This is a genomic window from Methanobrevibacter sp. UBA212 (genome assembly GCF_905233225.1).
Classification (GTDB): domain Archaea; phylum Methanobacteriota; class Methanobacteria; order Methanobacteriales; family Methanobacteriaceae; genus Methanocatella.
Genome location: NZ_CAJODJ010000006.1, coordinates 137718 through 163196, shown reverse-complemented (window position 1 = coordinate 163196; position 25479 = coordinate 137718). Strand labels below are relative to the sequence as shown.

Sequence of the window (25479 nt, the reverse complement as noted above, 5' to 3'; positions counted from 1 at the left end):
GCTGATTAGGGTATTATCCTTGTCAATGAGGGTTGTGTTGTATGAAATCTCCGTGCCTTTTGGAGCTGGGAATGTGAATGTTTCTGTGAAATTTGAAGGGTTGTAATGATTTTTGTTGTTTGTGAATTTTCCGGTAACGTTAATTGTCTGTCCGATGAGATTTTGTGTTGTATTCCAGATGTATACAAAGTTACCGTTCACGTCAACGTCACAGGTTCCCAATTCAGTTCCATCAACAGAAATAGTCACGTTTCCTTCACTTACCTCTTCTAAAGTGCCGGTGTATGCTGTGTAATTTGAAAACATTGTTCCTGTGAAATAAACCGTATTGCCATATCTTGTTGCTACAATGTTTTTGCATAAAGTATCTGCAACAGGAACCTTTAAAAGAATTTTTGAAGTTGCATTGTTATATAAATCCAGTCCATTGTATAGGCAGGTAATATTGAATTCTCCGGTATCTCCAATATAAACTCTGTTACTTAATGCCACGCCAGATTTAACCTCTGCGGTATAGTTTTTGCCAAACACATCAACAAAGGTCACTGAACCGTTATTCACATTATTTCCATCCTTGTCCGTAACATGAACGACTAATTTGTTAGCATTATTTCCGTAAGTCCCAATCTGTTCCTTGGTTGTTATATTGACATCGGGCTTGTCAGCACTAATTTCAGTCGTATCGTCAGTTTCTTCTAAAATGTTGTCGATTGTTGCGGTATCATTATTCAAGTCTGCTGCACCAACAGATGAAATGAATATTGTGCTAACAATTAACAATATTGCTATTGAAAGTATAGATTTTTTGATAATATCACCTTCCTTGATAATACTATATTTAAATTAATATATAAATATTCATATTGGGCAAAAACGATTTTTAAAAGCCCTAATCTTGTAAAAAATGAGAAAAAAGAGTATTTCAATTAATTTTCATTCAAATAAGAGTCTGTCGATGATGTCCATGTCAAGGTTCTCTTCAACGATTTCGGCCAGCCTGTTTAGGGAATAGTCCTTTTGTGTTTCGTAAGGGTCCTCGCCATGTTTTGCCTCAAGGCCTTTTTTAACCCTTATATAGTTCAAAAATTCCCTTCTGAAATTGTAATTGTGAAATATTCCATGGAAATATGTTCCGAATGCATTTCCATTGCTTGCTCCATCAATCAGTCTTTCATCGTTGTTTCCCTGGCCTTTTTTGATGTTAAGTAATGGTTTTGAGTTTAAGAGTTCTGTAGTTCCCTCGTGGATTTCATATCCGGCGACCTCTTCGCCTGAAATGTCCTTAAATATTTCACTTGCAATGCCGTTTAAATCATCAGGTATTGTTGCAACGGACTGTGTAACTATTTTTCCTGCTCTTGAAAAGCTTGATTCAATGTCCAAAAGTCCAAGACCTTCAATTGTTCCATGCTTTGATTCGCGCTTGTCCTCATCATGTATGATGTTACTTAAAATCTGCAGGCCTCCGCAGATTCCCACAATCGGAATCTCGCCGGATTTTTCAATTATCCTTTCGGCAAGGCCGCTTTCATGAAGCGCAAACATGTCCTCTGTTGAGTTACGGGTTCCTGGAATTATAATTGCGTCAACGTCTCCGATTTCATCGTTGACCCCAATCATCTTAAGCGCCACATCGCTTTCATACTCGAAGGGGTCGATATCTGTGAAATTGGCTATTTTTGGAAGCCTGATGACTCCTATGGTTATGTCCTTATCCTCTGCAAAGACATGGGTTGTCAGTGATGCTGAATCCTCTTCTGGAAGCCTTAATGTTTCGTCATACGGCAGTACTCCCAATACAGGTTCACCGGTAATCTCTTCAATTCTGTCAAGGCCAGGTTTTAGGATATCAAGGTTTCCTCTGAACTTATTGATTACTGTCGCCTTGAGACGTGACCTGTCATAATCGTCAAGCAAAACGTAAGTTCCGGCTATTGCCGCAAAGACTCCTCCCATCTCAATGTCTGCAATAAGTATTACGTTTGCATCTGCAAGGTGCGCTATCTCCATATTTGCTATATCCTGGTCACGCATGTTGATTTCGGCCGGAGATCCTGCTCCTTCAATGATTATAACATCATATTCCTCGGAAAGTATTTTGAAACTTTCCTTGATGGCGTTGAATGCGTCGTCGTGGTATTTGTGCTGGTAGTCATAGAAGTTCATGTCTCCGATGGACTTTCCCTGGATGATTATGTTGGATGTGAAATCTCCCTTAGGTTTCAGCAAAACAGGATTCATGTGTATGCTAGGTTCAATCATTGCGGCTTCCGCCTGCAGCATCTGAGCAATTCCAATTTCACCGTTTTCCTTTGTGGTGTAGGAGTTCAGTGACATGTTCTGGGATTTGAAAGGGGCTACCTTATATCCTCTTGTCTTATATATTCTGCATAGTGCCGCCACGAGCATGCTCTTTCCAGCGTTTGATGATGTTCCTTGAACCATGATACATTTTGCCATGTATAGATATATTGAATTAATATTATAAATAATTTAAAAATGAGATTTAATTAATCTCATTTGAGGTATGATTGTGGATTACATCTGGGGTTTATAAAAACTGATGTCAAATCATACCTTCAAACTCGATTAGCAAGAATAAATTATTGAAAATTTATCTTACAATAATTAATATATTTATTTATAATATATAATATTGCCTATTTTTTATTATTATTTTTTTATTTTCTCATAATACATTTTAAATTGTCATTTTTTAGTAAAAATTGAATTTTAATAATTTTTGTATTTTTGATATGACTTGTTTTTATTATCGTTTTGATGTGATTATTGATGCACCTTCAAAAATACAAATCTTTTAGTAACGAAGGCCGTCACAATCCGGCAAAAAAATTCTTTTTGTTTGATTGATAGGGTTTCATTTCGGTTTTTTTGCCAAAGCATGTTGAAGATTTGCAAAAACTATTAAAATGTTTAATTTTAAATTAATATTTATGGTAGAGATATTTTCCAATAAAAAAATAAATGTCGGCAGGCAAGTTGATTTGGATTTGGCAAAGGCAGGTTCCATCATTTTCATGGTTTTTGTTCATTGCTTATTGTTGGCAGACTCTTTTAACAGTTCATTCAGTCCGATTTTTTTCCATGGCATTGATGATCTTCTTGGAGGACCTATGTGCGCTCCATTATTCATGTTTTGTATGGGTGTGGGTCTTGTTTATTCGAGGAATGCTCAAAGTGACATAATGATAAAAAGGGGTATAAGCCTATTGATTTTGGGAATTCTTGTAAATGTGGGAGAATTCATATCCGCTCATTTTTTATCAGGTTTTCTGTTGAATGACTGGACAACATTCCCTATATATGGGGGATTGATGCTGTTTGCAGTGGATATTTTGGCATTTGCAGGTATGAGCTTTATAGTATTTGGAATTTTCAAGAAACTTAACCTCAGCAATATGCAGATGCTTTTGATTGCTTTTGCATTATCTATTGTTGGAAGTTTAATGAGAATGACTGTTTTTGAATATAATTATATAAATCTGCTGTTGGGCTATTTGATTGGTACAGATGTTCAGTTCACAACATTTCCGTTTTTCAATTGGTTCATTTTCCCGGTGGCGGGGTATGTTTGGGGACAGTATTACATAAGGGCATATAAGGACAGGTTCTTTAGGTTTTGGCCAATATTTTTCATCATTCCTGTAATCTATTTCTATTTCTCAATAAGCATCCCTGGGGCCTTTTTGATTGATGATTCTCATTATTACTTCATGACTACAATAGATGCATTATTCTGCCTCATATACATTCATGGAGCGATGGGATTATTCTATTTCCTCAGCGATAAGCTTCCGCAGAAGCTTTTGGATATTGCAGGTACTTTAAGCAGATATATTAATGGAATTTATATTGCGCAGTGGTTTCTTATTCCGCTAATTGTTATTTTACTTGTCTATTTGGTGGATGGAATGGTTTTCAATGATTTGAATGTTACCCTCATTTCAATAGTTGTTTTAATTTTGTCCACTTGGTTGGCTGTGGGATATAAGAAGTTCAGGAAAAGATTTGACGGTATTCGCAAAAAGAAATTAAACATTAATTAATTACCTTTTTTGAAGTGGGGTGCCGGAGGGATTAAAGGAAAATATTTAGTTGATGAGGGCAATAATTTTTGAAATTATGCAGAGGACAGGCACATCAATTCAAAAATGCAAATATTTTAGTAAATAAAAGTTACTAAAATAGAAAACTTTTTATATATAGTGGAATCTAAATATATTTAAATAGTATATGAAACTTAATTTTTTAATGATGAATTTAATACAAGTGAGGTTTGTTTATGAAATTTGAAGAAGAAGAATCATTTGAAGATTCTGTCGAAGCAGTCGTTGAACCTGAAATCAAGGAAGATGATGGTGAAGAAACCAAACCTATGTTAGATTATGATAATATCAAAAGCTCACAAGATATTGAAGTTCCACCTTTATTAATTGATCAAGTCATTGGGCATGAGGAGTCCATTGAAACAATTAAGAAAGCGGCAAAACAAAGAAGGAATGTTTTGCTCATTGGTGATCCGGGTGTCGGAAAATCAATGCTTGCAAAAGGTATGGCACAGATATTGCCACATGAAGTTCTTCAAGATGTATTAGTATATCCTAATGTGGAAGACAACAACCATCCGTTAATCAGAACAGTGCCTGCAGGCGAAGGTAAAAAGATAGTCAGAGCAACAAAAGGCTCTGCTAAAGGTCATGAAGAAAGAAAAACAATTATTACCATGTTTGCAATTGGAGGAATATTGGTAATTGGATTTATGTATGGAAGATTGCTGGAATCAATTATTGCAGCGGCATTAATCCTGCTCATATCAATACAAATAAAACCGAAAACCAGTAACCTGTCTCCAAAATTATTGGTTAATAACGAAGAGGCAAGGTTTGCTCCATTCATGGATGCAACAGGCGCACATGCGGGTGCACTTTTAGGTGATGTACGTCACGACCCATACCAATCAGGAGGATTAGGAACTCCTGCACACGAGCGTGTTGAGGCGGGAATGATTCACAAGGCCAACAAGGGAGTTTTATACATTGACGAAATCGGTACAATGAGCATGAAGACTCAACAGGAATTGCTGTCTGCAATGCAGGAAAAGCAATATTCAATCACGGGTCAAAGCGAAAACTCCTCCGGGGCAATGGTAAGGTCCCAGGCAGTTCCATGTGACTTTGTGCTTGTGGCATCAGGAAACCTCCAGGTGCTTGAAGGAATGCACATAGCAATGAGGTCAAGAATCAGAGGATACGGTTATGAAGTGTTCATGAAAGATTATATGGACGATACCACTGAAAACAGGGAAAAGCTTGTCCAGTTCGTGGCTCAGGAAGTCAAAAACGATGGAAGGATTCCTCACTTTGCAACCGATGCATTGGATGAAATCATCATGGAAGCGAAAAGAAGATCAGGCAAGCAGAACGCATTGACATTAAGGTTAAGGGATTTGGGCGGACTTGTACGTTCAGCAGGAGATGTGGCCATTGAAAAAGGCTCAGAAATTGTAACTGCCGAACACGTGGCCGAAGCCAAAAAATATGCAAGAACTCTTGAACAGCAAATTGCTGACAGGTCCATCATGCAAAGAAAAGACTACAGTATGGTATCTTCTGAAGGTGGAAGAGTCGGCCTTATCAACGGACTTGCAGTAATAGGTGACAGAAGCGGAATTGTATCTCCTATTGCAGCTGAAGCAGCACCTACACAATCCAAAAACGGCGGTCAAATAATTGCTACTGGTAAATTGGGTGAAATCGCTCAGGAATCCGTTCAAAACGTAAGCGCATTAATCAAGAAATACACCAACAAGGACATTTCCCAGTATGACATTCACATTCAGTTTATCCAAACCTATGATGGGGTTGAAGGGGATTCTGCAAGCGTAAGCATTGCAACAGCAGTGATATCTGCTATTGAGGAAATTCCAATTGATCAGACCATTGCATTGACCGGTTCACTAAATGTTCGTGGAGATGTAATGCCTATTGGTGGAGCAACCGCTAAAATCGAAGCGGCTGCTGAAGCTGGAATGAAAAAGGTATTGATTCCTAAATCAAACATGAAAGATGTCATGATTGAGAAGAAATATGAGGACATGATTGAAATCATTCCAACCGAAACCTTGAGTGATGTTTTGGAAAACATTTTGATTAGCGGGTCCAACAAGGATAGGCTGATTGAAAAAATGAAAAATATCGGCTCCAAAGTGGCCGATAAGGTCCCACAAACTAGTATTAACAATCCAACTACTAATTAGTTGGATATTATTATACTTTTTTTAATTTTTAATATTTATTTGTAAAATCTTTTTTTCATTTTTTAATTATTTTTGGAATTCTCCATTAATTATAAATATTCAGTAGTAATAATGTATTATCATGGTTAGTGGATTGAAGTTTAATATTGCAAAATTATCTGGTAAAGTAGTGACTCAAATATCAAAAATAGGTCCTGGTGGAGGTAAGAATATCCCAGGATATGCATTTGACAGAGTAGGAGGTCATGAATCAATTTCTGAGCTTGCAAAAGATTTAAAAATTGGTTCAGTGCTTATAACTGGAACCAATGGAAAGACCACTACCACCACGCTGTTTATTAGGCTTATGACTGGAGACATCGAATTCAGGAAAAGTTTTGAAAACAATACCATCCATTCAATTGTCACTGCAATCCTGAACCAAAAGGGTGACTTGGGAATTTTTGAATATGGAATACGTAACCTGAAATATGGAATTCCCGACACGGTCCAAAAACTTATCAATCCGATTGGTGTTGTCTATACAACCATTTCTAAAGAGCACACTGCCGTGGCAGGTGTTAAAAATCCGTTTGAGGATTATTACAAGGCTAAGGTATTATTGTCACAAGGCATGACTCGAGGTGTAATCATTACAAACTGTGACGATCCGAGAACCGCTCTTATTGGAGTCAATAAACAGAAAGATGTTAAAATAAACTATTATGGATTGGCAATTGACGATATTGTGGATGATGATGCAAGTCCTGTTGAATGTCCTAACTGTGGCGAGACTTTAGACTATTCAATGAGATTTTTAAGCCATAGGGGACGTTATTCCTGCAAATGCGGATTCAAACGACCTGAACCGAATGTCAAGTTAACAAATGTCGAATTCAACAATGACAATTGGAAATTGACCATTGTCGGTGATGTATATAATTATCTGGCTTCCAAAAATGTCCAGTTTGAGGTAAATCTTACAGTGCCTCCTTTCGGAATACACAACATTTACAATACATTGTCATCAATTACAGCTTATGCAACTTTCACACCTAAAACCGAAAACATAAAAAGCAAGGTGGAAAGCGTTTTCAATAATCTGGACATGTCATTCATTCCGCCTGGAAGATTTGAAGTGGTTCAATATAACGACAAATTCATCGGAATCGGCCAGGGGGACAATGGGGATGCAACAAAAATCAATGCCAGATTCATGAATCAGTATGTTGACGGTCCTTTGGAATTCATATACACAACTCCTGATGTTGATGAGGAGGAAATCTTTGAAGACCATTATGATGTAATCAAAAGTATGAATCCTGACCATATCATTGTTGTTCCTGGAAGAAAGTCCATAGAAAAAGCTAAGGAATATTATGAGATAATCAAAAAGGATTTCGATTCTGCTGACTTTTATCCGTTGCCTTATGATCCTATGGATAAGAGAATTGAAAAGCTTACTGAATTCGCCAAGCAATCCAAGTACAATTACATTATAATGACCGGCTGTGGCGAAGAGCAGTCAATGTGGGAAGAGATAAAAAGGAATTTTGACTAGATTATCTTTTCACTAATTATTTTTTCTATTTTTTCATAGAATTCGGATTCGCTTTTTTCTATTTTTTCAAATGATGCGTCAATGCTGCAGTTGCAGACGTCCGTTTTTCCGATGATGTAGTCATCACTGCCCTTTTTAATCAAAATGCCGAAAAGCTTTTCCTCTTCGTCGGCGTTTTCATCGAATTCTTCCTGTGTGAGTTTCAGATTGTAGTCCTTTTCGCAAAAAAGGTCACATTCGTTGATAATCGGCATGAATGTCATCATGCCCACTGGCAGAAAGATGTTTTCCCTTTCATGAATTTTCAAAAGTCTTTCCTCATAGGAATCATTGTCGTTTATTCCGTAGCCTTCGATTTCGGAGATATTGTTGGTGCCCATATGGAAATCATCATCAATGATGAAGGCGAAGAGGTCAGGGTCTACATAATTATTGCATGAAGCTCTGATATTTTTAATGGTTTCTTTAATATTCATCATAAAATGTCCCGTATTTTTCATTTAATTAAAGTAGATAATCTATTCTATTGATTTGTTTCACATGGTATATAGGAGTATCTTTATACTTGAAAAAACAATATTTTAATCAATGATTTTAAAAACATCTAATCTGATTTTAAGGCCGTGGGAGGAAAGTGATGCGGAATGCCTGTATCACTTTGCCAAAAATCCGAACATTGGTCCCATTGCAGGTTGGCCGCCTCATGAAAGCGTTGAAGATAGTCTGAATATTATCAAAACGGTATTTTCCAAAAGGGAGACTTATGCTATTGTAAAAGATGATATTCCAATCGGTTGTGTAGGGCTTCTGTTTCATCCCGACACAAACCACTGGTGGGGCGAGGGTGCAGCGGAACTGGGCTACTGGATTGGAGAGGAATACTGGGGCAACAATTATGCATTTGAAGCATCAAAGACTTTAATCAAAAGGGCATTCGATGAATTGAATGTCCATGAGATTTATGCAAGTTATCGGATTGAAAACAAACAGTCTAAAAGGGTTTTGGAAAAATTGGGTTTTAAATATTATTCGGAACTGGTCAATGAAAATTATTTGGGGGAATTTTTCCGGGAAGTGGCCATGAAGTTGGAAAAATAATTTATATTAAAAGAGATTAATTTTTAACTAATGACAAGAACATGCAAAAATTGCGGATTTGTTAATCAGGACGATTATGATTTTTGTGCAAAATGCGGCACACCGCTGGTTGAAGGACTGCAGCCTAAAAATGTTTATGTGTATAGGGCTGATCAGCTTCAGGTGAATAAGAAGGCACTTGCGGCGGCATATATCATAACCATATTTCTATCATGGAGCGGTTTTGTTGTTAGTTTGATTTCAAAACAAACCCATCTTGCGGTTTTCACTTTTTTTGGTTTTTTCATGCCGTTCTATCTGCTGCAGGCTAAACACCCGACCTTAAAAAAGCATGGTTTGATAATGATGATGATTTCATTGGTTGGGGTGTCACTTTCATTTTATGTCATGTTTCACTAGACAAAATGGAATGTGATTTTTCCTTGCAATATCTGAACCGGGATTTGGAATATGTTTGGCACGTGCTGGCTCATTGCGGTGTCTATTGCATCCCCTCTGGACATGGTTCCGGGAACCTTGTCATTTCCGGCATAACCATTATATGCATCGTTTGCACGGATGTCATCCACTATGCTGTCACCGAATATCGCTTGAGCGCCTTCACTGCTTAAGCTGACGATAATATGCGGTGTAGTGTGATACGTATAAGTCATTATGTCACGGGCGGCGCCGTATGGATCCTGAGGATTGTCAATATGAACGTTATGCAGGGTTTGTCCTTCTGCATTAAAGGAACTGCCAGGGTAAACCCAGTCCAATCCGGCAAGTGAAAATGTTGCGGCCATATCAATACTTGCATCCTCTCCGGTATCCTCACAAACTATTAAAACAGGACTGACAAGTGTTGATGCCATAAATATTACTATTATGGCCACAATTGCTATGAGAATTAAATGTAATTTTTTCATATTAAAATTTTTTAGTTTTTTATAATATTAATACTTAACCTTTTTTAATTATCAGATACATATATAATTCCAGATAGAATTTTTTGGTGATAATGTGATTATAGGTGGTTCAGCTTCTCAAGATTTAGCAGCTCATGTTGCACGTGAACTCGGTGAAGAATTATGTTATGTTGAAACTCGTAAGTTTCCGGATGGAGAAAGATATTTAAGAATCAGCGGTGAACTTGAAGATGAAGTGACCGTTATCCAGTCAACCGGATATCCTCAGGATGAAAATCTGATGGAATTGCTTTTCATAATTGCCAATCTGAAAGATTTGGGAGTTAAAAAGGTAAAAGCGGTGGTTCCATACATGGGTTATGCAAGACAGGAAAAACGTTTCAATCCTGGAGAGACAGTTTCAGCTAAAATCATTTGTGATTTGATTCAATCAGCAGGTGCTGATGAATTCATCACTTTCAACATTCACGAGGAATGCGTTTTAAACTTCTTTGACATTCCTGCAAGAAACATCTCTGCAATGCCTGCCATTGCCGAATACTTGAGCAAAAAATTATCAAGACAGGGCAAAGACAATCCTTTGGTTATCGCTCCGGATAAGGGCGCTTACGGATTTGCTCAGGAAATGTCTGCAATCATCGGATGTGACTGCACATATCTGACTAAAGTCCGTCTGGGACCTGACAAGGTTGAAACCAAAATCGTGGATGTAAGATGCGACAGCGAAAGTGAAAACACCGTAAACGTTGATTCAGTCAAAGGCATGAATGCAATTATCATAGATGACATTATTGCAACTGGAGGAACCATCGTGAATGCAATCAACATTCTAAAGCAATATGGTGCATCATCAGTCGATGTATGTTGCGTACACCCTATTTTGACTAACAACGGTGCTACAAGGATTTATGCTGCTGGTGCAGATAAGATTATCGGAACCAACAGTCTATCCTCAGACACTTCACGCGTATCTCTTGCAAAAGCAATTGCGGATGCATTGAGGGAATGATATGGATAAGAATCAGATAAAAAAGGAATTAGTCGACAAGTCCAATGATATTTTGACAAAATATTCAGAGCCTGATGTTGTTGAGGATGTATCGGTCATGAATATGGCTGCTAAAACTGTGTTTTTGGGCTCTTTAAAGGTTTACAATACTGAAATAGTTCCAAATGTCATTAACGATTTGAATAAGCAACTGAAAGGATATGGGGAACTGGTCGTCAGGGACCAGAGGGTTACTCCATGCTGTGCACCAAGCTATATCCATATCAGTTTTAACGTTACTATAAAAAATTGAGATTATGAAGGAATTCAAACTTAAGTCACCTTATAAACCGTTGGGTGATCAACCAAAAGCCATTAATTCCTTGGCTCAGGGGATAAATGATGGAGTTAAGGAGCAGACTCTTTTAGGAGTGACAGGTTCTGGAAAGACTTTCACAATGGCAAATGTCATTGAGAAGGTTCAAAAGCCTACTCTGGTCATTTCACACAACAAAACATTGGCGGCGCAATTGTATGAGGAGTTCAGGGAATTTTTCCCGGACAATGCCGTCGAGTACTTTGTCAGCTATTATGATTACTATCAGCCTGAGGCATATGTTCCGAGAACAGACACATTCATCGATAAGGAAGCTTCAATCAATGACGATATTGATATAATGAGGCATTCAGCAACCCAATCGCTCCTGTCAAGGGATGATGTCATTGTTGTAAGCAGCGTAAGCTGCATTTACGGTATCGGTTCTCCTGAGGACTATGGGGAATTTGCCTTCGGCATTGCTGTTGGAGACATTTATGAGAGATCCGAAATCCTTGCACGATTGGTCTTCATGCAGTATGAGAGAAACGACATCGAATTTGACCGTGGTCAGTTCAGGGTCAGGGGAGATGTCATTGAAATCAATCCTGTTCATGGAACTCCTCCGATTAGAATTGAGCTTTTTGGTGATGAAATCGATGCAATAAGTTTGATTGACAAGGTCACAGGCAAAAAGGAGGAATCCCTTCAGAGGTATATGATTTTCCCTGCAAAGCACTTTGTAGTTGGCCAGGACAAAATGGATGTTGCGCTGTCCAAAATCAAGAACGAATTGAATGAAAGGTTGTCAGAGCTAAATTCTATGGGAAAAATGCTTGAGGCCCAAAGGCTGGAACAGAGGACTCGTTTTGATATAGAAATGCTTCAGGAAATGGGATACTGTCCTGGAGTAGAGAATTATTCCATGCACCTTTCAGGGCGTGAATGGGGAGAAAAGCCATATTCCCTTTTAAAGTACTTCCCTGATGACTTTTTGACAATAATTGATGAATCCCACGTTACCGTTCCTCAAATCAGGGGGATGTACAATGGGGACAGGGCACGTAAGGAAACTTTGGTGGAGCATGGTTTCAGATTGCCGTCTGCCAAGGAAAACAGGCCTTTGAGGTTTGATGAGTTCGAATCATCTGTAAATCAGGTAATTTATGTCTCCGCAACACCCGGTCAGTATGAGCTTGCAAAATCAAGAAACGTGGTTGAGCAGATTATCAGGCCGACAGGTCTTGTAGATCCGGAAGTGCTGATTCGTCCGGTAACCGGTCAGGTTGAGGATTTGCTTAAGGAAGTAAGGCTGACTGCAGAAAAAGACGAAAGGGTGCTTGTAACCACATTGACAAAGAGGATGGCTGAGGATTTGACTGATTACTATGCAAGAATCGGAGTCAAGGTGAGGTATATGCACTCCGAAATCGATACTCTTGAGAGGATTGACATTGTTGATGATTTAAGGAGGGGCAAATTCGATGTGCTTGTTGGCGTAAACCTTTTAAGGGAAGGTCTGGACTTGCCTGAAGTCTCTCTGGTGGCCATATTGGATGCCGATAAGGAAGGGTTTTTGAGAAACGAAACCTCTCTGATACAGACCATCGGTCGTGCTGCAAGAAACGTCAACGGCCGTGTAATAATGTATGTGGATGAAATGACCGATTCGGTTCAAAAGGCATATGACATTACACTTAAAAGGCGCAAGCTGCAGATGAAATACAATGAGGTTCATGGAATCACTCCGAAATCCACTCAAAGGACCCTGAAAGAAAAACTCGCTGAAGAGGATGAAAAGTACAAGGGAATCGGCCGTGATGTCAGTAAAATACCAAAAGATGAGCTTAACTTGCTGATTAGAGATTTGGAAAAGGACATGAAGGATGCTGCAGCAAGGCTTGACTTTGAACGGGCGGCTGATTTGAGAAATAAGTTATATGCATTAAAGGGATTTGAAAAATAGTTTTCAATTTAATTTTTTTCCATTTTTTTTGTTGAACAAAATCATTAGTTATTTATATTCCTTTGAAACAAATGTATATGTGATGTTATTTTCAAGAAAACATGTTAAATTCGCATTAATTTTAATGATTTTCGCCGTATTGTCGGTTTCTATTGTTAGTGCAACAGACATTAATTCAACAGATGCGCTGACTGTCGATGATGCTGGTGAACACATTGAATTAAGTGATAATCTGGATGAACTGGAGTCCAAAGAGGTACTGTCCGATAAACAGGCTCCTTCTATTGATATTAATTCATCCCAGGTCACTACGGGTGAAGAGATTGAAATTTCTCTTAAAGATTCAAGTAATGTGTCATTGGTTAATAAGAATTTAACAGCAACAATAAACAATGAACAACACCCGCTTTTTACGAATGAAAATGGTACTGCAAAGCTAAAGATTGATTTGCCTGCTAAAAGTTATGTGCTGCAGGTTAATTTCTTGGGAGACGATGAGTATGCTCCTGTCAATAAGACTTTTGATATAACAGTTTCAAAAATCAATGCGACACTTTCTTTTGGCCCAACCGGCTTGAAGAATGGCGAGTATCTTTATGCTTACCTTAAGGATATCAATGGAAATCCTATTCAAAATGTTCCGTTATCATTTAATGTAAACAATAACTTGTATACCTATGATACAGATTCCAATGGTCGTGCAGGACTGAAGATCAGTTTGTCTCTAGGCTCACATGGCATAACCGTTGGCTTTGCTGGAAATGACTATTATAATTCTGTCAGCCAAACGGTTAACGTAATGGTTCTCATACCTACTTCAATTGTTATCGGCAATTCCATCCTTTTGACCAATGGTTTTTTAAGGGTATATTTAAGAAGCGATTCCCAATCCATATTGGCTAATCAGCTTATAAAAATCACTATCAATGGCAAGGTTTATGAAAAAAGAACCAATTCCGAAGGGATAGTCATTTTCAAGCCTATGCTTGGTACAGGCACACTCACAGTCAAAGTGGAATTCGGCGGAACTTCAACCGTTGCTCCGACTCAGGCTACAAAACAGGTGACAGGCATTAAAGGTAATGCAAAAAATCCTTTGAAATCAAAGATTCCTTTGAGAAATGGTATTCCTGATGTGGATTATATGACTGGAAATTATGTTATGGCTGATCCGGACATGACCTACACCCTTTTAAAATCCCAGTATAAGGAAGTCATTAAAAGGGACAGCTACTGCTTATACTTGAAAAAGAAATTGAGCAAATACACTTTCTTCAAGTCCAAATCAGAGCCAAAACTCAATCACATTATCAAAAGGGAAAAATGGAATGTAATTGAAAGGGCACTTAACACTAAGATAGTTAAGAAAAACAAGCATAACTACTGGCCAAAACAGATTAAAGCTTCTCTCAAGGGAAAATCCTATACCTATCCTGAGGTAAGGGACGTGCAGAATACAGGATACACTTGCGGACCGACTTCCGCCAGCATGTGCAGCCAGGCATTGAGAAACTATTACTGTGAAAAATACCTGGCTAAAAAGGCAGGTTCCACAGCCTCTTCCGGTTCAAGTACCAGCGGCCTTAAAAGGGCTTTGGAGAAATGCCATTTCAAATGTTCCATTTACTATAAAAGTTCATTCAATAAAGCTTTAAAACAGCTTAAGAAAGGAGGCGCTGCTTTAGTATTCCATACCTGGAACCATTATGTCTGCATTTTAGACATAAGCAAAGACGGCAAGAAAGTGCTGGTCGGCAATCCTTCAGGGGATTATGACTATGGAAGCCATAGCATTCCGACCAACTGGCTGACCGTCAAGAAAATGAAAAAGCGCTTTAACAATTATGACACATCGGGTCTGGTTGTTAAGCTCAAATACTCCTTGAGCAAGGCAAAGAAGAAGTCCATGAACTACTTCTATTCAAATATGGGTACTAAATGGTCTCGTCAGAATGTAAATGAAAGGATACCTCAAATTCAGGATCCTTTCTATTAATTCTTTTTTTTAATTTTTTTTCAATATTGATTTTGCTTTAAAACATTATCGGGTCATTATAAAATTGTTTCAGACTCATATCGCAATGTTTATTAATTTTAAAAACTAATAATTAAATTACCTAATTTTGTAATTACTTTGCAACTGCTCTCTAAAATATTTTATATAGGGGAGTATCTAATATTATTAAGGAGTTTAATTATGACTGATGAAGATAAAAAAATGATTGTCATAAAGGGTGCACGTGAGCACAATCTGCAGGATATTGATGTCACTGTGCCCCGTGATGAGTTTATTGTAATTACAGGTCTCAGTGGGTCTGGAAAGTCTTCGCTAGCTTTTGATACAATTTACGCTGAAGGACAGCGCAGATATGTTGAATCATTATCTGCTTATGCAAGACAGTTTCTGGGGCAGATGAAAAAGCCTGAAATGGAATCCATTGAGGGATTGTCCCCTGCGATTTCAATTGACCAGAAAACAACAAGGGAAAATCCCAGGTCAACTGTAGGCACAATCACTGAAATCTATGATTATTTGAGATTATTGTTTGCAAGAATAGGAATTCCTCATTGTCCGAATTGTGGAAAGGAAATCTCTCAGCAGACCATTGGCCAGATTGGCGATTCGGTCATTGAAGAGGGCGAAGGGGTCAAGATTCACATATTGTCTCCTGTTGTTCGAGATAAGAAAGGCCAATTCAAGGATGTCCTTGACGATTTGAGAAACAAGGGATTTGTAAGGGTTCGTGTCGATGGTGAAGTCAGGGATTTGGATGAGGACATAGAACTTGCAAAGACATACAGGCACAATATTGATGTTGTAGTTGACAGACTGAAAATCAGAAAGGACGTTGATTTTAAAAGAAGGCTCGTTGACTCATTGGAAACTGCAGCGGAATTCACAGACGGTTTGATAACTGTATTGTTTGACAATGGCGAGGAACAATATGAGAAAAAATACTCAGAGCACTTTGCCTGTGTCGACTGCGGAATAAACTTTGAGGAGCTGACCCCTAGGATGTTTTCATTCAATGCGCCTCAGGGGGCCTGTCCTGAATGTAACGGTATCGGTTCCAAAATGGAAATCGATCCGGACCTGATTGTTCCCGACAAGACTCTGACATTAAACGAGGGAGCAATTGCGCCTTGGTCAAAATCATCCAAGCGTGAAAATTACTATTATCAGATGCTTGAGGCGGTTTCAAATCACTTCAACTTCAGCATGGACATTCCATTCAATGAACTGGATAGCGAATATCAAAACACCATTCTTTACGGATGCAAGGACAAGATTCCATTCACATTCAAAAGAAGAAACAAGTCCTATATGGTAAACCGTAAGTTTGAAGGTGTGATTCCAAGGATGGAGAGATTATACTTTGAAACCAAATCCAACTATTCAAGAAAATACATTTCCAAATTCATGAGCGACAGGAAATGTCATGTCTGTGACGGCAAAAGATTAAGGCCGGAAATATTGGCTGTCACTGTCGGTGGAAAGTCAATCATCGACGTTTGTGATTTGGCCATCAAGGATTCATATCAGTTCTTCCAGGATTTGGAGCTGACAGAAAGGGAAATGTTCATTGCAAAAGAGGTTCTAAAGGAGATTAAGGAGCGTTTGAGCTTTTTGGTTGAAGTGGGTCTTGACTATCTGTCAATGTCAAGGTCTTCAGGAACCCTTTCAGGAGGGGAGGCTCAAAGGATTCGTTTAGCCACTCAAATCGGTTCCGGTCTGGTGGGTGTCCTTTACATTTTGGACGAGCCAAGTATAGGACTTCACCAAAGGGACAACATCAAGTTGATTGAGGCACTTAAAAGGCTTAAGGATTTGGGAAACACTCTTGTGGTCGTTGAGCACGATGAGGAAACCATTTTATCAGCAGACCATGTTGTTGACATAGGTCCCGGAGCCGGTGAGCATGGTGGTAAGGTCGTAGCTCAGGGAACTCCTCTTGACATCATGAACAATCCCGATTCAATCACAGGCCAATACATCTCAAGGGCCAAAAAGATTGATGTTCCTAAAGAAAGGCGTGAGGGCAACGGCAAATTCATAAAAATAATAGGTGCCGCTCAAAACAACCTGAAGGAAATTGATGTTGAAATCCCGCTGGGATTATTCACCTGTGTAACCGGGGTAAGCGGTTCAGGCAAAAGCAGTCTGATTAATGAAATTCTCTACAAGGGAGCACAGGGCAAATTATCCAAAAAATTCATGTTTGCAGGCAAATATAAGGAAATTGAAGGTCTTGAAAACATTGACAAGGTCATTGCAATTGACCAAAAGCCGATTGGAAGAACTCCAAGATCAAACCCTGCAACATATACTGGAGTGTTCACCGATATCCGTGACCTGTTTGCAAACACTCCCGAATCAAAGGCCAGGGGTTACAAGCCTGGAAGATTCTCATTCAACGTCAAGGGCGGAAGATGTGAGGCATGTACCGGTGACGGTATTGTACAGATTGAGATGCACTTTTTGGCTGATGTTTACGTTCCATGTGAAGTCTGCGGCGGTAAAAGATACAATGAAGAGACTTTGGATATAAGATATAAGGGCAAAAACATCTATGAGGTCCTTGAAATGACCGTTGAGGAAGCTCTGGAATTCTTTGAAAACATTCCAAAAATCACCAAAAAGCTTCAGACTTTATACGATGTCGGTTTGGGCTACATGAAGATAGGCCAGCCTGCAACAACATTGTCAGGTGGGGAAGCCCAAAGAATCAAGCTTGCAAAAGAGCTTTCAAGAACAAGCACAGGCAAGACATTATATATTCTGGATGAACCTACCACCGGTCTTCACTTTGCAGACATCAAAAGATTGCTAGAAGTTCTGGCAAGATTGACCGATGCGGGCAATTCCGTGGTTGTAATTGAGCATAACCTCGATGTCATCAAGACTGCAGACCACATTATTGACCTTGGTCCTGAAGGCGGAGACGGCGGCGGTGAAGTTATCGCTACCGGAACACCTGAAGAGGTGGCTGAAGCCGGAACCTATACCGGTGAGTTTCTGGAGCGCATGCTCAATGAAAACATAACTCCATATGCAAAAGAATTAGTAGAAGATATTGGAAAGTGATTATCTTCTATTTTTATTATTTTTAACAATTTTTCTTAATAATTTTAGTCAATCATGTCATCTTTTGATTTTATTTTTTATAGATATATTTAGTTAAAATCCATTTTTTAAAAGAATTACATTATAAAAACTCTTTTTTTTAGAAATTTTTCAATAAATTTATATATTTTACTGAATAAAGATTTTATCAACTAATAATAGTAAACTTTAAATAGTTGTTTAAAGCCTATTAGTAGTACAATTATTATTCAGGTGATAATAATGAGAGAGTTATATAAGAAGATGATTGACGAGTCAATGGCTGCCCAAAAGGCAGATATTGCAGTCATATCAGAAAATAGGTACAATGACTTTAAAATAACTGATGCAAAACCATATGCCGATGCGGTATCTGGCATGAAAGCATTGGACGGTCAGGCAGAATCTGTAATTAACTTGCATAAGGAATCTGTTAAAAACCACTTTGAAATTCTATCTTCCATTACAGACACCTTGAAATGCGAAGATGATCCTTTCATTGAACATTTCCAAACTCCTCCTGTTCTGGAAATATTATGTGAAGAGGATGGGGAATTTGCAGACAGCTTGGACAAGTTCATCCAAGCCATTGCAGATAATGAAGCACTAATCTCCAAAGAATCAATCAGAAGATATGGTGGTTTTTACGGACCGACCTGTGTAGTGGACTTTGCATTGATGCCTGGAAGTACCAGTAATGTGGTAAACCAAATACTGCAAAAAACCGACATTCCGGTAGCTCATAAACAGGCAATCCTTTCAGCAAAATCATGGGGTATGAACACATCATATGGTGTTGGAGATGCCTTCGCCAATGCCCTTGAAGCGGGTGCAACCGCTGCTCAAGCAACTGAAAAGGAAATTGCCGCATTGCAAATGATTTACAAAACCCCTATTGAAGGACAAGGACAATTGATGGATGATGCAGACCACTCATCATTTGATGTAAGGGACTACATGAACAAATACAAAAAGGCAATGACACCGGTCGTTAAGGCTGCAATGAATGATGGAGTGCACTACGGTAACATCGTAACCGTTCCTGCATACTGTGTCGGAGATATAGGACACCACATCGGTCAGTCCACTTACAACATGTGCAAAGATGACATGACCTTGGCAATCGTTCAGGCAACAGCTGAAGTTATTGATGCAACATTGAGAAATAACCTGGACAACTACAAATCAGCATTTGATGTTCTTAAGTTATCCACAGGTTCATCTGCATGTGCAACAGAATTCATCCTGGAATTGGACGGATTCAACGCACCTATGGTCGTGGACTTGTTCTCCAAAAGGTTCCACAACTTCGTACAGCAATATCCAACAAGGGGTGCAGCTGCAGAATTGCACAACTGTGACTTCATGGACATGATTTACAGAGGATTCAATGCAATCAGCGGTGCAAGAAAATTCAGAGCAGGTACCGGCGGAGAGTTAGTGCCTAAAATCAATGGATTTGACGTTGACCTAAGTCCGATTTTAGCCAGTGAAACAGTAATGAACCCGCAAAGATACACTTACCCTGCATGTGCTATTACAGTAAGATTCTCATCTCTCATGAGATTGGCAGACTATCCATGTCTTTTAACTTCAGAACCAATTACAGCAACCATGATGACAAACATTATTGCACTTAACAAGGAAGCACCAGGATCTCCTGTAAGAGGATGTAAAAACTGTGCTGCCGCTTCACTTGTGGACAATAAACACGAATACTGTCAATGGAGAGATGCTGTTTAGGTGAGTTAGATGACTTGTAATATAAGAAAAAAATTCTTTGCGGAACTCCTTGGAACATTTTTCCTGGTATTTTTCGGTACAGGTGCAGCTGTAGTGACCCTTTTGATTACAGAGGCGGCAGGTGCCACAGGAATCGGACCTTTGGGAGGACTTGGTGACTGGATTGCCATCGCTTTGGCATTCGGTCTGACTGTAATGATATGTATCTATGTGTTCGGAAAGATATCCGGTGCACACCTGAATCCTGCGGTTTCCATCGGACTTTTGGTAACCAAAAACATTGCTTTGGTTGACAGCATCTATTATATAGTTGCACAGGTCATCGGCGCATGTTTAGGAAGCCTTTGTCTGTTCTTATGTCTTGGCGCTCCGGCAGTTACAATCGGAGGGCTGGGTGCAACAGCTCCCGGACTTGGCGTAAGCTATATGCAGGCAATGTTTGCCGAATTTTTGGGAACATTCTTCCTTATGATGGTTGTAATGGGTGTAGCGGTCGATAAAAAGGCAGAACCTGGTTTTGCTGGAATATCAATCGGTATGACAGTTGCTGCAGTAATTGTTGTTTTAGGCGCATTTACCGGTGCTTCAATCAACCCTGCACGTACATTCGGACCATACCTGATGGATATGGTTCTGGGAGGACAAAACCTTTGGGGATTCTTCCCGATATATCTTGTCGGACCTATTTTAGGTGCAATCTGTGCGGCTTTCGCATATGCTTACCTTGCAAAAGGCAGTGGAGTCTGTGAACTCCCACAGCCATTCAATGATGAATAATTCTTTTTGAATTATTCAACTTTTTCTTTTTTTGTTCTTTTTTTTCATGTCCTGACAATAATGGTATAGCCTTGTTTTTTTCATAGTGAAGTAAATATTGCTTTAAATTAATATTAAAGTATTTATATTAAGTAAAATAGATAATTTGTTTGTAAAAATTTGTTTTTAAAAAATTCACTAAAAATTAAGGAGATAAATGTTATGTTGGCAAAAGACATTGAACCCATTTCGCAGGCCATGGACAAGTCATTCAGATATGTAGGGGGCCAGTGGGCAGCTGATTTTCATTTGAATTTAGAACTGCCAGGTGTCTTTAAGGAGTTGCTTCAAAATGATACTGTAATAGATCCTAAAACGGGAATAAGGATGGATCTGCTAGAATTAGCGGAACTCGAAGGAGGGATTGAAATATTGATTAATATTGAACACCAATCCACAAGATTAGATACAATCAAAATCAGGATAATCGATGGATACAAAAACTATTCAAAATGCAAGCATAATCTTCCATTGCTTTCTGTAATCGTCAGTCCATTCAAAAAAGAGGAACAAGAAAGTGAATATCGTGCAACTGAATCAGATGTCCTCCAACCTGTATTTATCACAATCGATGATGATGAAATTAAAAAAAGGTTAAATATACTCAAGGACAATATTAATAACAAAGAAATAGAAAATCATATTATTTTAAACGTTGCCATAATCGCCATATTTGTCTTAAACAATAAATATGAAGTCCTTAAGAAGTTGTGCTTGATACTTATACATTCAAAAGGAATTAAAGGTGAAATCAGAGGAGATATGGTAAAAGTCCTTGTGGAAATGATTAAATTCAAATTACAAGATAATAAGGATCAAGTAATGGAGTTGTTAGAAATGTTAGGTAAAGATAAAGAAACTGCAAAAAGGGGCATGAGAATTTGGTATGAGGAAGAATTTGCACAACTGGAAGCACAACACAAAAAAGAACTCAGCATTAAAGATGCACAATACAAGAAAGAGCTAGCTGAAAAGGATGAGTCTCATGCTATTGAGTTGGCTGAAAAGGTTGAGTCTCATGCTATTGAGTTGGCTGAAAAGGATAAAAAGATTGCTGAGTTAAATGCATTGCTCAGAGCAAATGGCATTAATTAATTCTTGTTCAAGATAACCTTTTACAACCATTCATTGATGAATAATTCTTTGAATTATTCAACCTTTCTTTTTTTGAAAACCTATTTAAATTAATTATGACTAATATTAATTTAAGGTGATAAATTGAGTTTTGATATTAGGGAATCTTTTTTAATTTTTATTCGTGGGGTCCTTATGGGCTCAGCAGATATTGTTCCGGGAGTTTCAGGAGGAACAATAGCATTAATAACTGGGATTTATGCTCATTTGGTTGAATCAATCAGTAAAATCAAGTTTGGATTTATAAAACCATTATTTAAGGGTGATTTCAGAGGATTTTGGAATCAGATGCTTGATGAAATTGATTTCAAGTTCTTCATACCATTGGTTTTGGGTATAGGTGTTGCATTTCTGACTTTGGCAAAAGTAGTTACCTATTGTATGGATGTGCATACTGCACTGACCTATTCATTCTTCCTGGGTTTGATTGTAGCTTCAGCAGTGATTCTATTTAGAAAACTCAATGAATTTAATATAAAAACCGTAATATTTGCCGTAATTGGAGCTATTTTGACATTCATATTCGTCAGCCTTAATCCGATAGCTGCAAACCATTCCCTGATTATAATATTCATTTCTGGAATGATTGCAATATGTGCAATGATTTTACCTGGAATTTCAGGATCATTCCTGCTTCTTCTGCTGGGACAGTATGAATACATGCTTAATGCGCTTCATCAGCTTCATTTTGCAGAAATTATTACTTTTGTAGTGGGCGCATTGATAGGAATACTTGGTTTTTCAAGAATACTCAATTTCCTGCTCAAAAACCATAAGGAAGTGACAATGGCATTTCTCATTGGTGTAATGCTTGGATCACTAAGAGTTCCCGCTGTCGAGATTGTTCATTCAGTCAGCGTTAACTTTTCAGGACTCCTGCCGTGCCTTATTGTTGCGATAATCGCTTTTGTATTGATTATCATTTTAGAAACCAGATTCGATTATATCGATTAATCTGGTTTTAAAAACTTATTAACAATCAAAAATATATTGAATTATAATGCTAGTTTTAAAGAAAGTCAAAAAACAGTGGAGATTATATCCGATCGGCTCACCAAAAGGGGCACTGAATCACAAAAGGGAACCTGAATTTGTTGGAAACATCAAGTTCTCACAGGAAGGTGACTCATTGTCCATTGCCAGATTCGTGGCCGATTACAACTTCAAGGACAACTCCACTTTAAATGAAAAGCTGGTGCCTCCTGGAGAGGTAACCAAATTATTGCGTTCACAGGCTGTTTTTCTCGCAACCCCTGACGAAAAGGTGGAAAGATTTCTCAAGTCATTGAACATCAAGGTCAGAAAGACAAGGGTATGTGACTACTGTGCATATGAGGGAAACATCACCATCGTCAATTCAGATTATTCATATAAATATCATAATCAGCTGATTTGCAAGGAATGCGCTTTTGATACGATAAAGCAGGAACTGAAACTTCAGGGATTTGACAAAAAGATTTTCAGAAACCTTAAAAAGACTTTGGAAAAGACTGGAAGTCTTGAAAAGACATTGTCCGTTCTGGACCCTCACTTTGATCCCCTAAAGAACATGAAACTTACTCTGTTTGACAAGACCAGAAAGTCAAAGCACATCATACCTCCGGTTGACATGAAAAGGCTCAAGATTCCTAAGGATTTTAAGGAAGTCCTTTTGAGCTCAGGCAACACAAAGCTGCTGCCGGTTCAGTATCTGGCCATCAAGGAGGGTTTGCTTAAAGGAAAGGACCTTCTGGTTGTCAGTGCAACAGGTTCAGGTAAGACATTGGTCGGTGAGCTTGCAGGAATCACCAAGGCCTTGAAAGGCAAAAAATTCGTTTTCTTGACTCCTCTGGTCGCCCTTGCAAACCAGAAGTATCGTGACTTCAAAAAGAAATACTCAAAATTGGGCTTGAAGGTTGCCATCAAGGTCGGAAGAAACCGTGTAAAGGCTAAAGGTGAATTGAATCTGCCAGATAGCGATGTCTCAAAGGCAGACATTGTGGTTGCAACATATGAAGGAATCGATTATCTTTTAAGAAACGGCAACTCCGCCAGCCTGTCTAATTTAGGGGTAGTTTTAATCGATGAGATTCATATGATTGATGATGAGGGCCGTGGAACCCGCCTCAACGGTCTGATTAAAAGGGTGAAGCATTTATATCCAAAAACCCAGGTCATCGGACTTTCCGCAACAGTCAAAAACCCGGAATTTTTAGCCGATGAGTTCAGCATGAAGCTGGTCGAGTACTCCGAGCGTCCGGTTCCTCTGGAAAGGCACCTTGTTTATGTGAGAAACGAGGCTCAAAAAAGGCATATCATGCAGAGGCTTGTCAAAAGGGAATTCAACACCAAATCCAAAAAGGGATTCAGGGGACAGACTATCATATTTACAAATTCAAGGCGAAAAACACATCAGATTGCCAATTTCCTAAACAACAAGCATATCAATGCCCATGCCTATCATGCGGGACTGTCCTATTACAAGAAGGAAAGGATAGAAAAGGACTTTGACAAGGGAAAGATTTCATGTGTCGTAACAACTGCTGCCCTTGCTGCGGGTGTGGACTTTCCGGCTTCCCAGGTTATTTTTGACTCATTGGTCATGGGAAACAAATGGATCAATCCCAACGAGTTTGCCCAGATGCTTGGACGTGCCGGAAGACCGTCCTATCATGACAGAGGCATAGTATATCTTCTGCCTGAAGTCGGAAATGACTTTGCAGGGGACTCAGAAGAGGCAATGGCACTGGACCTTCTTGAAAGCAACAGCGATGATGTATATATAGAATATGATGAGGAATCTGCTTATGAGCAAATATTGGCCGATATCTCTTCGACTTCTATCCAATCGACCAGTGAACTTAACAAATTCTATAAGAATATTGACGTTCCGATAAGCATCAAGATTGCCGTTGATGAAATGGGGGAATTGGGTTTGATAAGTCGTGCCGCCAATAGGCTGGAAGTCACAAAATATGGAAGGGCGACTTCGGTTTCATTTCTATCGATTGCAGATGCAGAATTTATCAAGAATACCTTGAATGACAGAAACTATCTGATTCATTATGTGGGACATTCTCCGATGTACAAGAAAAAGGAAAAGTATGACAAGCTGAAGGTATTGATTCTGGCCATGGCGATGGATTTGGAGATGTTTGAAAATGCTTACCTTTCAAGCGTTATCCACAATCAGATTGCAAATGCACTTAAAATCAAATTCTCAACAAGGCTGTTTGCAGAATCTACATTAGATATTATCTCATCAGGTGAGGCCATCGGCAAGCTTGACAAGAAGTTTCAGGATGCAATGATTGCCCTTCAGACGGATTTCATGCAGTGCAGGTGTCAGGACAGGCCATTCTGTTCATGCATGCAGAGAGGGATTTCAGAGGTTATTGTACATGAGCGATTAAAGGGCAAGGACCCGCAGGACATATCAAACAAGCTGTTCAGAAAGTATCAGATACAGGTCTATCCGGGGGACATTTTTTCATGGCTGGACAACTTCGTCAAGAATTTGGACGCAATCAAAAGGATTGCCAAGGCTTACAATAAAAATAATATAGTTAAAAAAACTAATTACTTAATCAAGAAAATCGAAAATGGGTGA

The 25479-nt window shown here is 38.7% G+C and carries 19 protein-coding genes; 15 read left to right on the top strand and 4 right to left on the bottom strand.

What is annotated here, in order from left to right; all coding sequences use genetic code 11:
* Both QZ138_RS02395 and cobQ read right to left on the bottom strand, forming a co-directional pair.
* Positions 1-780 (bottom strand): hypothetical protein (locus tag QZ138_RS02395; protein ID WP_292885793.1); only part of this gene is annotated, 780 nt, incomplete at its 3' end.
* A 153-nt stretch (positions 781-933) separates the two neighbouring features.
* Positions 934-2460: a cobyric acid synthase CobQ gene (gene cobQ / locus QZ138_RS02390; RefSeq protein ID WP_292885790.1), complete on the bottom strand. Its 1527-nt coding sequence runs from the start codon at positions 2458-2460 to the stop codon at positions 934-936.
* Between the two features lie 494 nt (positions 2461-2954).
* On the opposite strand from cobQ, the gene QZ138_RS02385 reads away from it, so the two are divergent.
* The 3 genes from QZ138_RS02385 to QZ138_RS02375 all read left to right on the top strand — a co-directional run bounded on the left by QZ138_RS02385 (position 2955) and on the right by QZ138_RS02375 (position 7817).
* Positions 2955-4067 carry a heparan-alpha-glucosaminide N-acetyltransferase domain-containing protein gene (locus QZ138_RS02385; RefSeq protein WP_292885787.1) on the top strand — a complete coding sequence of 371 codons (1113 nt, stop codon included), beginning with the start codon at positions 2955-2957 and terminating at the stop codon, positions 4065-4067.
* A gap of 329 nt (positions 4068-4396) precedes the next feature.
* Positions 4397-6277: an ATP-dependent protease LonB gene (lonB, locus tag QZ138_RS02380; RefSeq protein WP_292885800.1), complete on the top strand. Its 1881-nt coding sequence runs from the start codon at positions 4397-4399 to the stop codon at positions 6275-6277.
* Positions 6278-6398: 121 nt separating this feature from the next.
* Entirely contained in the window at positions 6399-7817 is a 1419-nt protein-coding gene (locus tag QZ138_RS02375) for a Mur ligase family protein (protein ID WP_292885784.1), read from the top strand.
* On the opposite strand, the gene QZ138_RS02370 is transcribed toward QZ138_RS02375, so the two are convergent.
* A complete protein-coding gene (locus tag QZ138_RS02370; protein WP_292885781.1) occupies positions 7814-8296 on the bottom strand; it encodes a hypothetical protein in 483 nt (160 codons plus the stop codon). The two genes, QZ138_RS02375 and QZ138_RS02370, sit on opposite strands and share 4 nt — an antisense overlap.
* Before the next feature lie 109 nt (positions 8297-8405).
* Here QZ138_RS02370 and QZ138_RS02365 point away from each other — a divergent pair, with 109 nt between their 5' ends.
* Together QZ138_RS02365 and QZ138_RS02360 are read left to right on the top strand one after the other, a co-directional pair.
* On the top strand, positions 8406-8915 hold the full coding sequence (locus QZ138_RS02365; RefSeq protein ID WP_292885778.1) for a GNAT family N-acetyltransferase: 510 nt from the start codon (positions 8406-8408) through the stop codon (positions 8913-8915).
* Between the two features lie 30 nt (positions 8916-8945).
* Positions 8946-9314 (top strand): zinc ribbon domain-containing protein, encoded by a 369-nt coding sequence (locus QZ138_RS02360; RefSeq protein ID WP_292885775.1) that lies wholly within the window; start codon positions 8946-8948, stop codon positions 9312-9314.
* On the opposite strand, the gene QZ138_RS02355 is transcribed toward QZ138_RS02360, so the two are convergent.
* Positions 9311-9823: a hypothetical protein gene (locus tag QZ138_RS02355; protein ID WP_292885772.1), complete on the bottom strand. Its 513-nt coding sequence runs from the start codon at positions 9821-9823 to the stop codon at positions 9311-9313. The two genes, QZ138_RS02360 and QZ138_RS02355, sit on opposite strands and share 4 nt — an antisense overlap.
* A gap of 94 nt (positions 9824-9917) precedes the next feature.
* Between QZ138_RS02355 and QZ138_RS02350 the strand changes: the two genes are divergently transcribed.
* From QZ138_RS02350 to QZ138_RS02305, 10 genes are all read left to right on the top strand, one after another.
* Positions 9918-10832, top strand: coding sequence for a ribose-phosphate diphosphokinase (locus tag QZ138_RS02350; protein WP_292600055.1), 915 nt, complete (start codon positions 9918-9920; stop codon positions 10830-10832).
* A gap of 1 nt (position 10833) precedes the next feature.
* Entirely contained in the window at positions 10834-11124 is a 291-nt protein-coding gene (locus tag QZ138_RS02345; protein ID WP_292885770.1) for a hypothetical protein, read from the top strand.
* A gap of 4 nt (positions 11125-11128) precedes the next feature.
* Positions 11129-13093 (top strand): excinuclease ABC subunit UvrB, encoded by a 1965-nt coding sequence (uvrB, locus tag QZ138_RS02340; protein ID WP_292885767.1) that lies wholly within the window; start codon positions 11129-11131, stop codon positions 13091-13093.
* 82 nt (positions 13094-13175) lie between these two features.
* Complete coding sequence (locus QZ138_RS02335) at positions 13176-15089, top strand: cysteine peptidase family C39 domain-containing protein (RefSeq protein WP_292885764.1); 1914 nt, start codon at positions 13176-13178, stop codon at positions 15087-15089.
* A 201-nt stretch (positions 15090-15290) separates the two neighbouring features.
* Complete coding sequence (gene uvrA / locus QZ138_RS02330; protein ID WP_292885761.1) at positions 15291-18179, top strand: excinuclease ABC subunit UvrA; 2889 nt, start codon at positions 15291-15293, stop codon at positions 18177-18179.
* A 261-nt stretch (positions 18180-18440) separates the two neighbouring features.
* Positions 18441-19940 (top strand): DUF2193 domain-containing protein, encoded by a 1500-nt coding sequence (locus QZ138_RS02325; protein ID WP_292885758.1) that lies wholly within the window; start codon positions 18441-18443, stop codon positions 19938-19940.
* Positions 19941-19949: 9 nt separating this feature from the next.
* Complete coding sequence (locus tag QZ138_RS02320) at positions 19950-20717, top strand: MIP/aquaporin family protein (protein ID WP_292885755.1); 768 nt, start codon at positions 19950-19952, stop codon at positions 20715-20717.
* A 201-nt stretch (positions 20718-20918) separates the two neighbouring features.
* Complete coding sequence (locus tag QZ138_RS02315) at positions 20919-21851, top strand: hypothetical protein (RefSeq protein WP_292885752.1); 933 nt, start codon at positions 20919-20921, stop codon at positions 21849-21851.
* Between the two features lie 174 nt (positions 21852-22025).
* A complete protein-coding gene (locus QZ138_RS02310) occupies positions 22026-22844 on the top strand; it encodes a DUF368 domain-containing protein (RefSeq protein WP_292603051.1) in 819 nt (272 codons plus the stop codon).
* A gap of 46 nt (positions 22845-22890) precedes the next feature.
* Entirely contained in the window at positions 22891-25479 is a 2589-nt protein-coding gene (locus tag QZ138_RS02305) for a DEAD/DEAH box helicase (protein WP_292885749.1), read from the top strand.

What these genes read in the sequence shown, in the direction of transcription:
- cobQ (WP_292885790.1), bottom strand. Translation starts at nt 2,460, where the DNA reads ATGGCAAAATGTATCATGGTTCAAGGAACATCATCAAACGCTGGAAAG.
- QZ138_RS02385 (WP_292885787.1), top strand. Translation starts at nt 2,955, where the DNA reads ATGGTAGAGATATTTTCCAATAAAAAAATAAATGTCGGCAGGCAAGTT.
- lonB (WP_292885800.1), top strand. Translation starts at nt 4,397, where the DNA reads ATGTTAGATTATGATAATATCAAAAGCTCACAAGATATTGAAGTTCCA.
- QZ138_RS02375 (WP_292885784.1), top strand. Translation starts at nt 6,399, where the DNA reads ATGGTTAGTGGATTGAAGTTTAATATTGCAAAATTATCTGGTAAAGTA.
- QZ138_RS02370 (WP_292885781.1), bottom strand. Translation starts at nt 8,296, where the DNA reads ATGATGAATATTAAAGAAACCATTAAAAATATCAGAGCTTCATGCAAT.
- QZ138_RS02365 (WP_292885778.1), top strand. Translation starts at nt 8,406, where the DNA reads ATGATTTTAAAAACATCTAATCTGATTTTAAGGCCGTGGGAGGAAAGT.
- QZ138_RS02360 (WP_292885775.1), top strand. Translation starts at nt 8,946, where the DNA reads ATGACAAGAACATGCAAAAATTGCGGATTTGTTAATCAGGACGATTAT.
- QZ138_RS02355 (WP_292885772.1), bottom strand. Translation starts at nt 9,823, where the DNA reads ATGAAAAAATTACATTTAATTCTCATAGCAATTGTGGCCATAATAGTA.
- QZ138_RS02345 (WP_292885770.1), top strand. Translation starts at nt 10,834, where the DNA reads ATGGATAAGAATCAGATAAAAAAGGAATTAGTCGACAAGTCCAATGAT.
- uvrB (WP_292885767.1), top strand. Translation starts at nt 11,129, where the DNA reads ATGAAGGAATTCAAACTTAAGTCACCTTATAAACCGTTGGGTGATCAA.
- QZ138_RS02335 (WP_292885764.1), top strand. Translation starts at nt 13,176, where the DNA reads ATGTTATTTTCAAGAAAACATGTTAAATTCGCATTAATTTTAATGATT.
- uvrA (WP_292885761.1), top strand. Translation starts at nt 15,291, where the DNA reads ATGACTGATGAAGATAAAAAAATGATTGTCATAAAGGGTGCACGTGAG.
- QZ138_RS02325 (WP_292885758.1), top strand. Translation starts at nt 18,441, where the DNA reads ATGAGAGAGTTATATAAGAAGATGATTGACGAGTCAATGGCTGCCCAA.
- QZ138_RS02320 (WP_292885755.1), top strand. Translation starts at nt 19,950, where the DNA reads ATGACTTGTAATATAAGAAAAAAATTCTTTGCGGAACTCCTTGGAACA.
- QZ138_RS02315 (WP_292885752.1), top strand. Translation starts at nt 20,919, where the DNA reads ATGTTGGCAAAAGACATTGAACCCATTTCGCAGGCCATGGACAAGTCA.
- QZ138_RS02310 (WP_292603051.1), top strand. Translation starts at nt 22,026, where the DNA reads ATGGGCTCAGCAGATATTGTTCCGGGAGTTTCAGGAGGAACAATAGCA.
- QZ138_RS02305 (WP_292885749.1), top strand. Translation starts at nt 22,891, where the DNA reads ATGCTAGTTTTAAAGAAAGTCAAAAAACAGTGGAGATTATATCCGATC.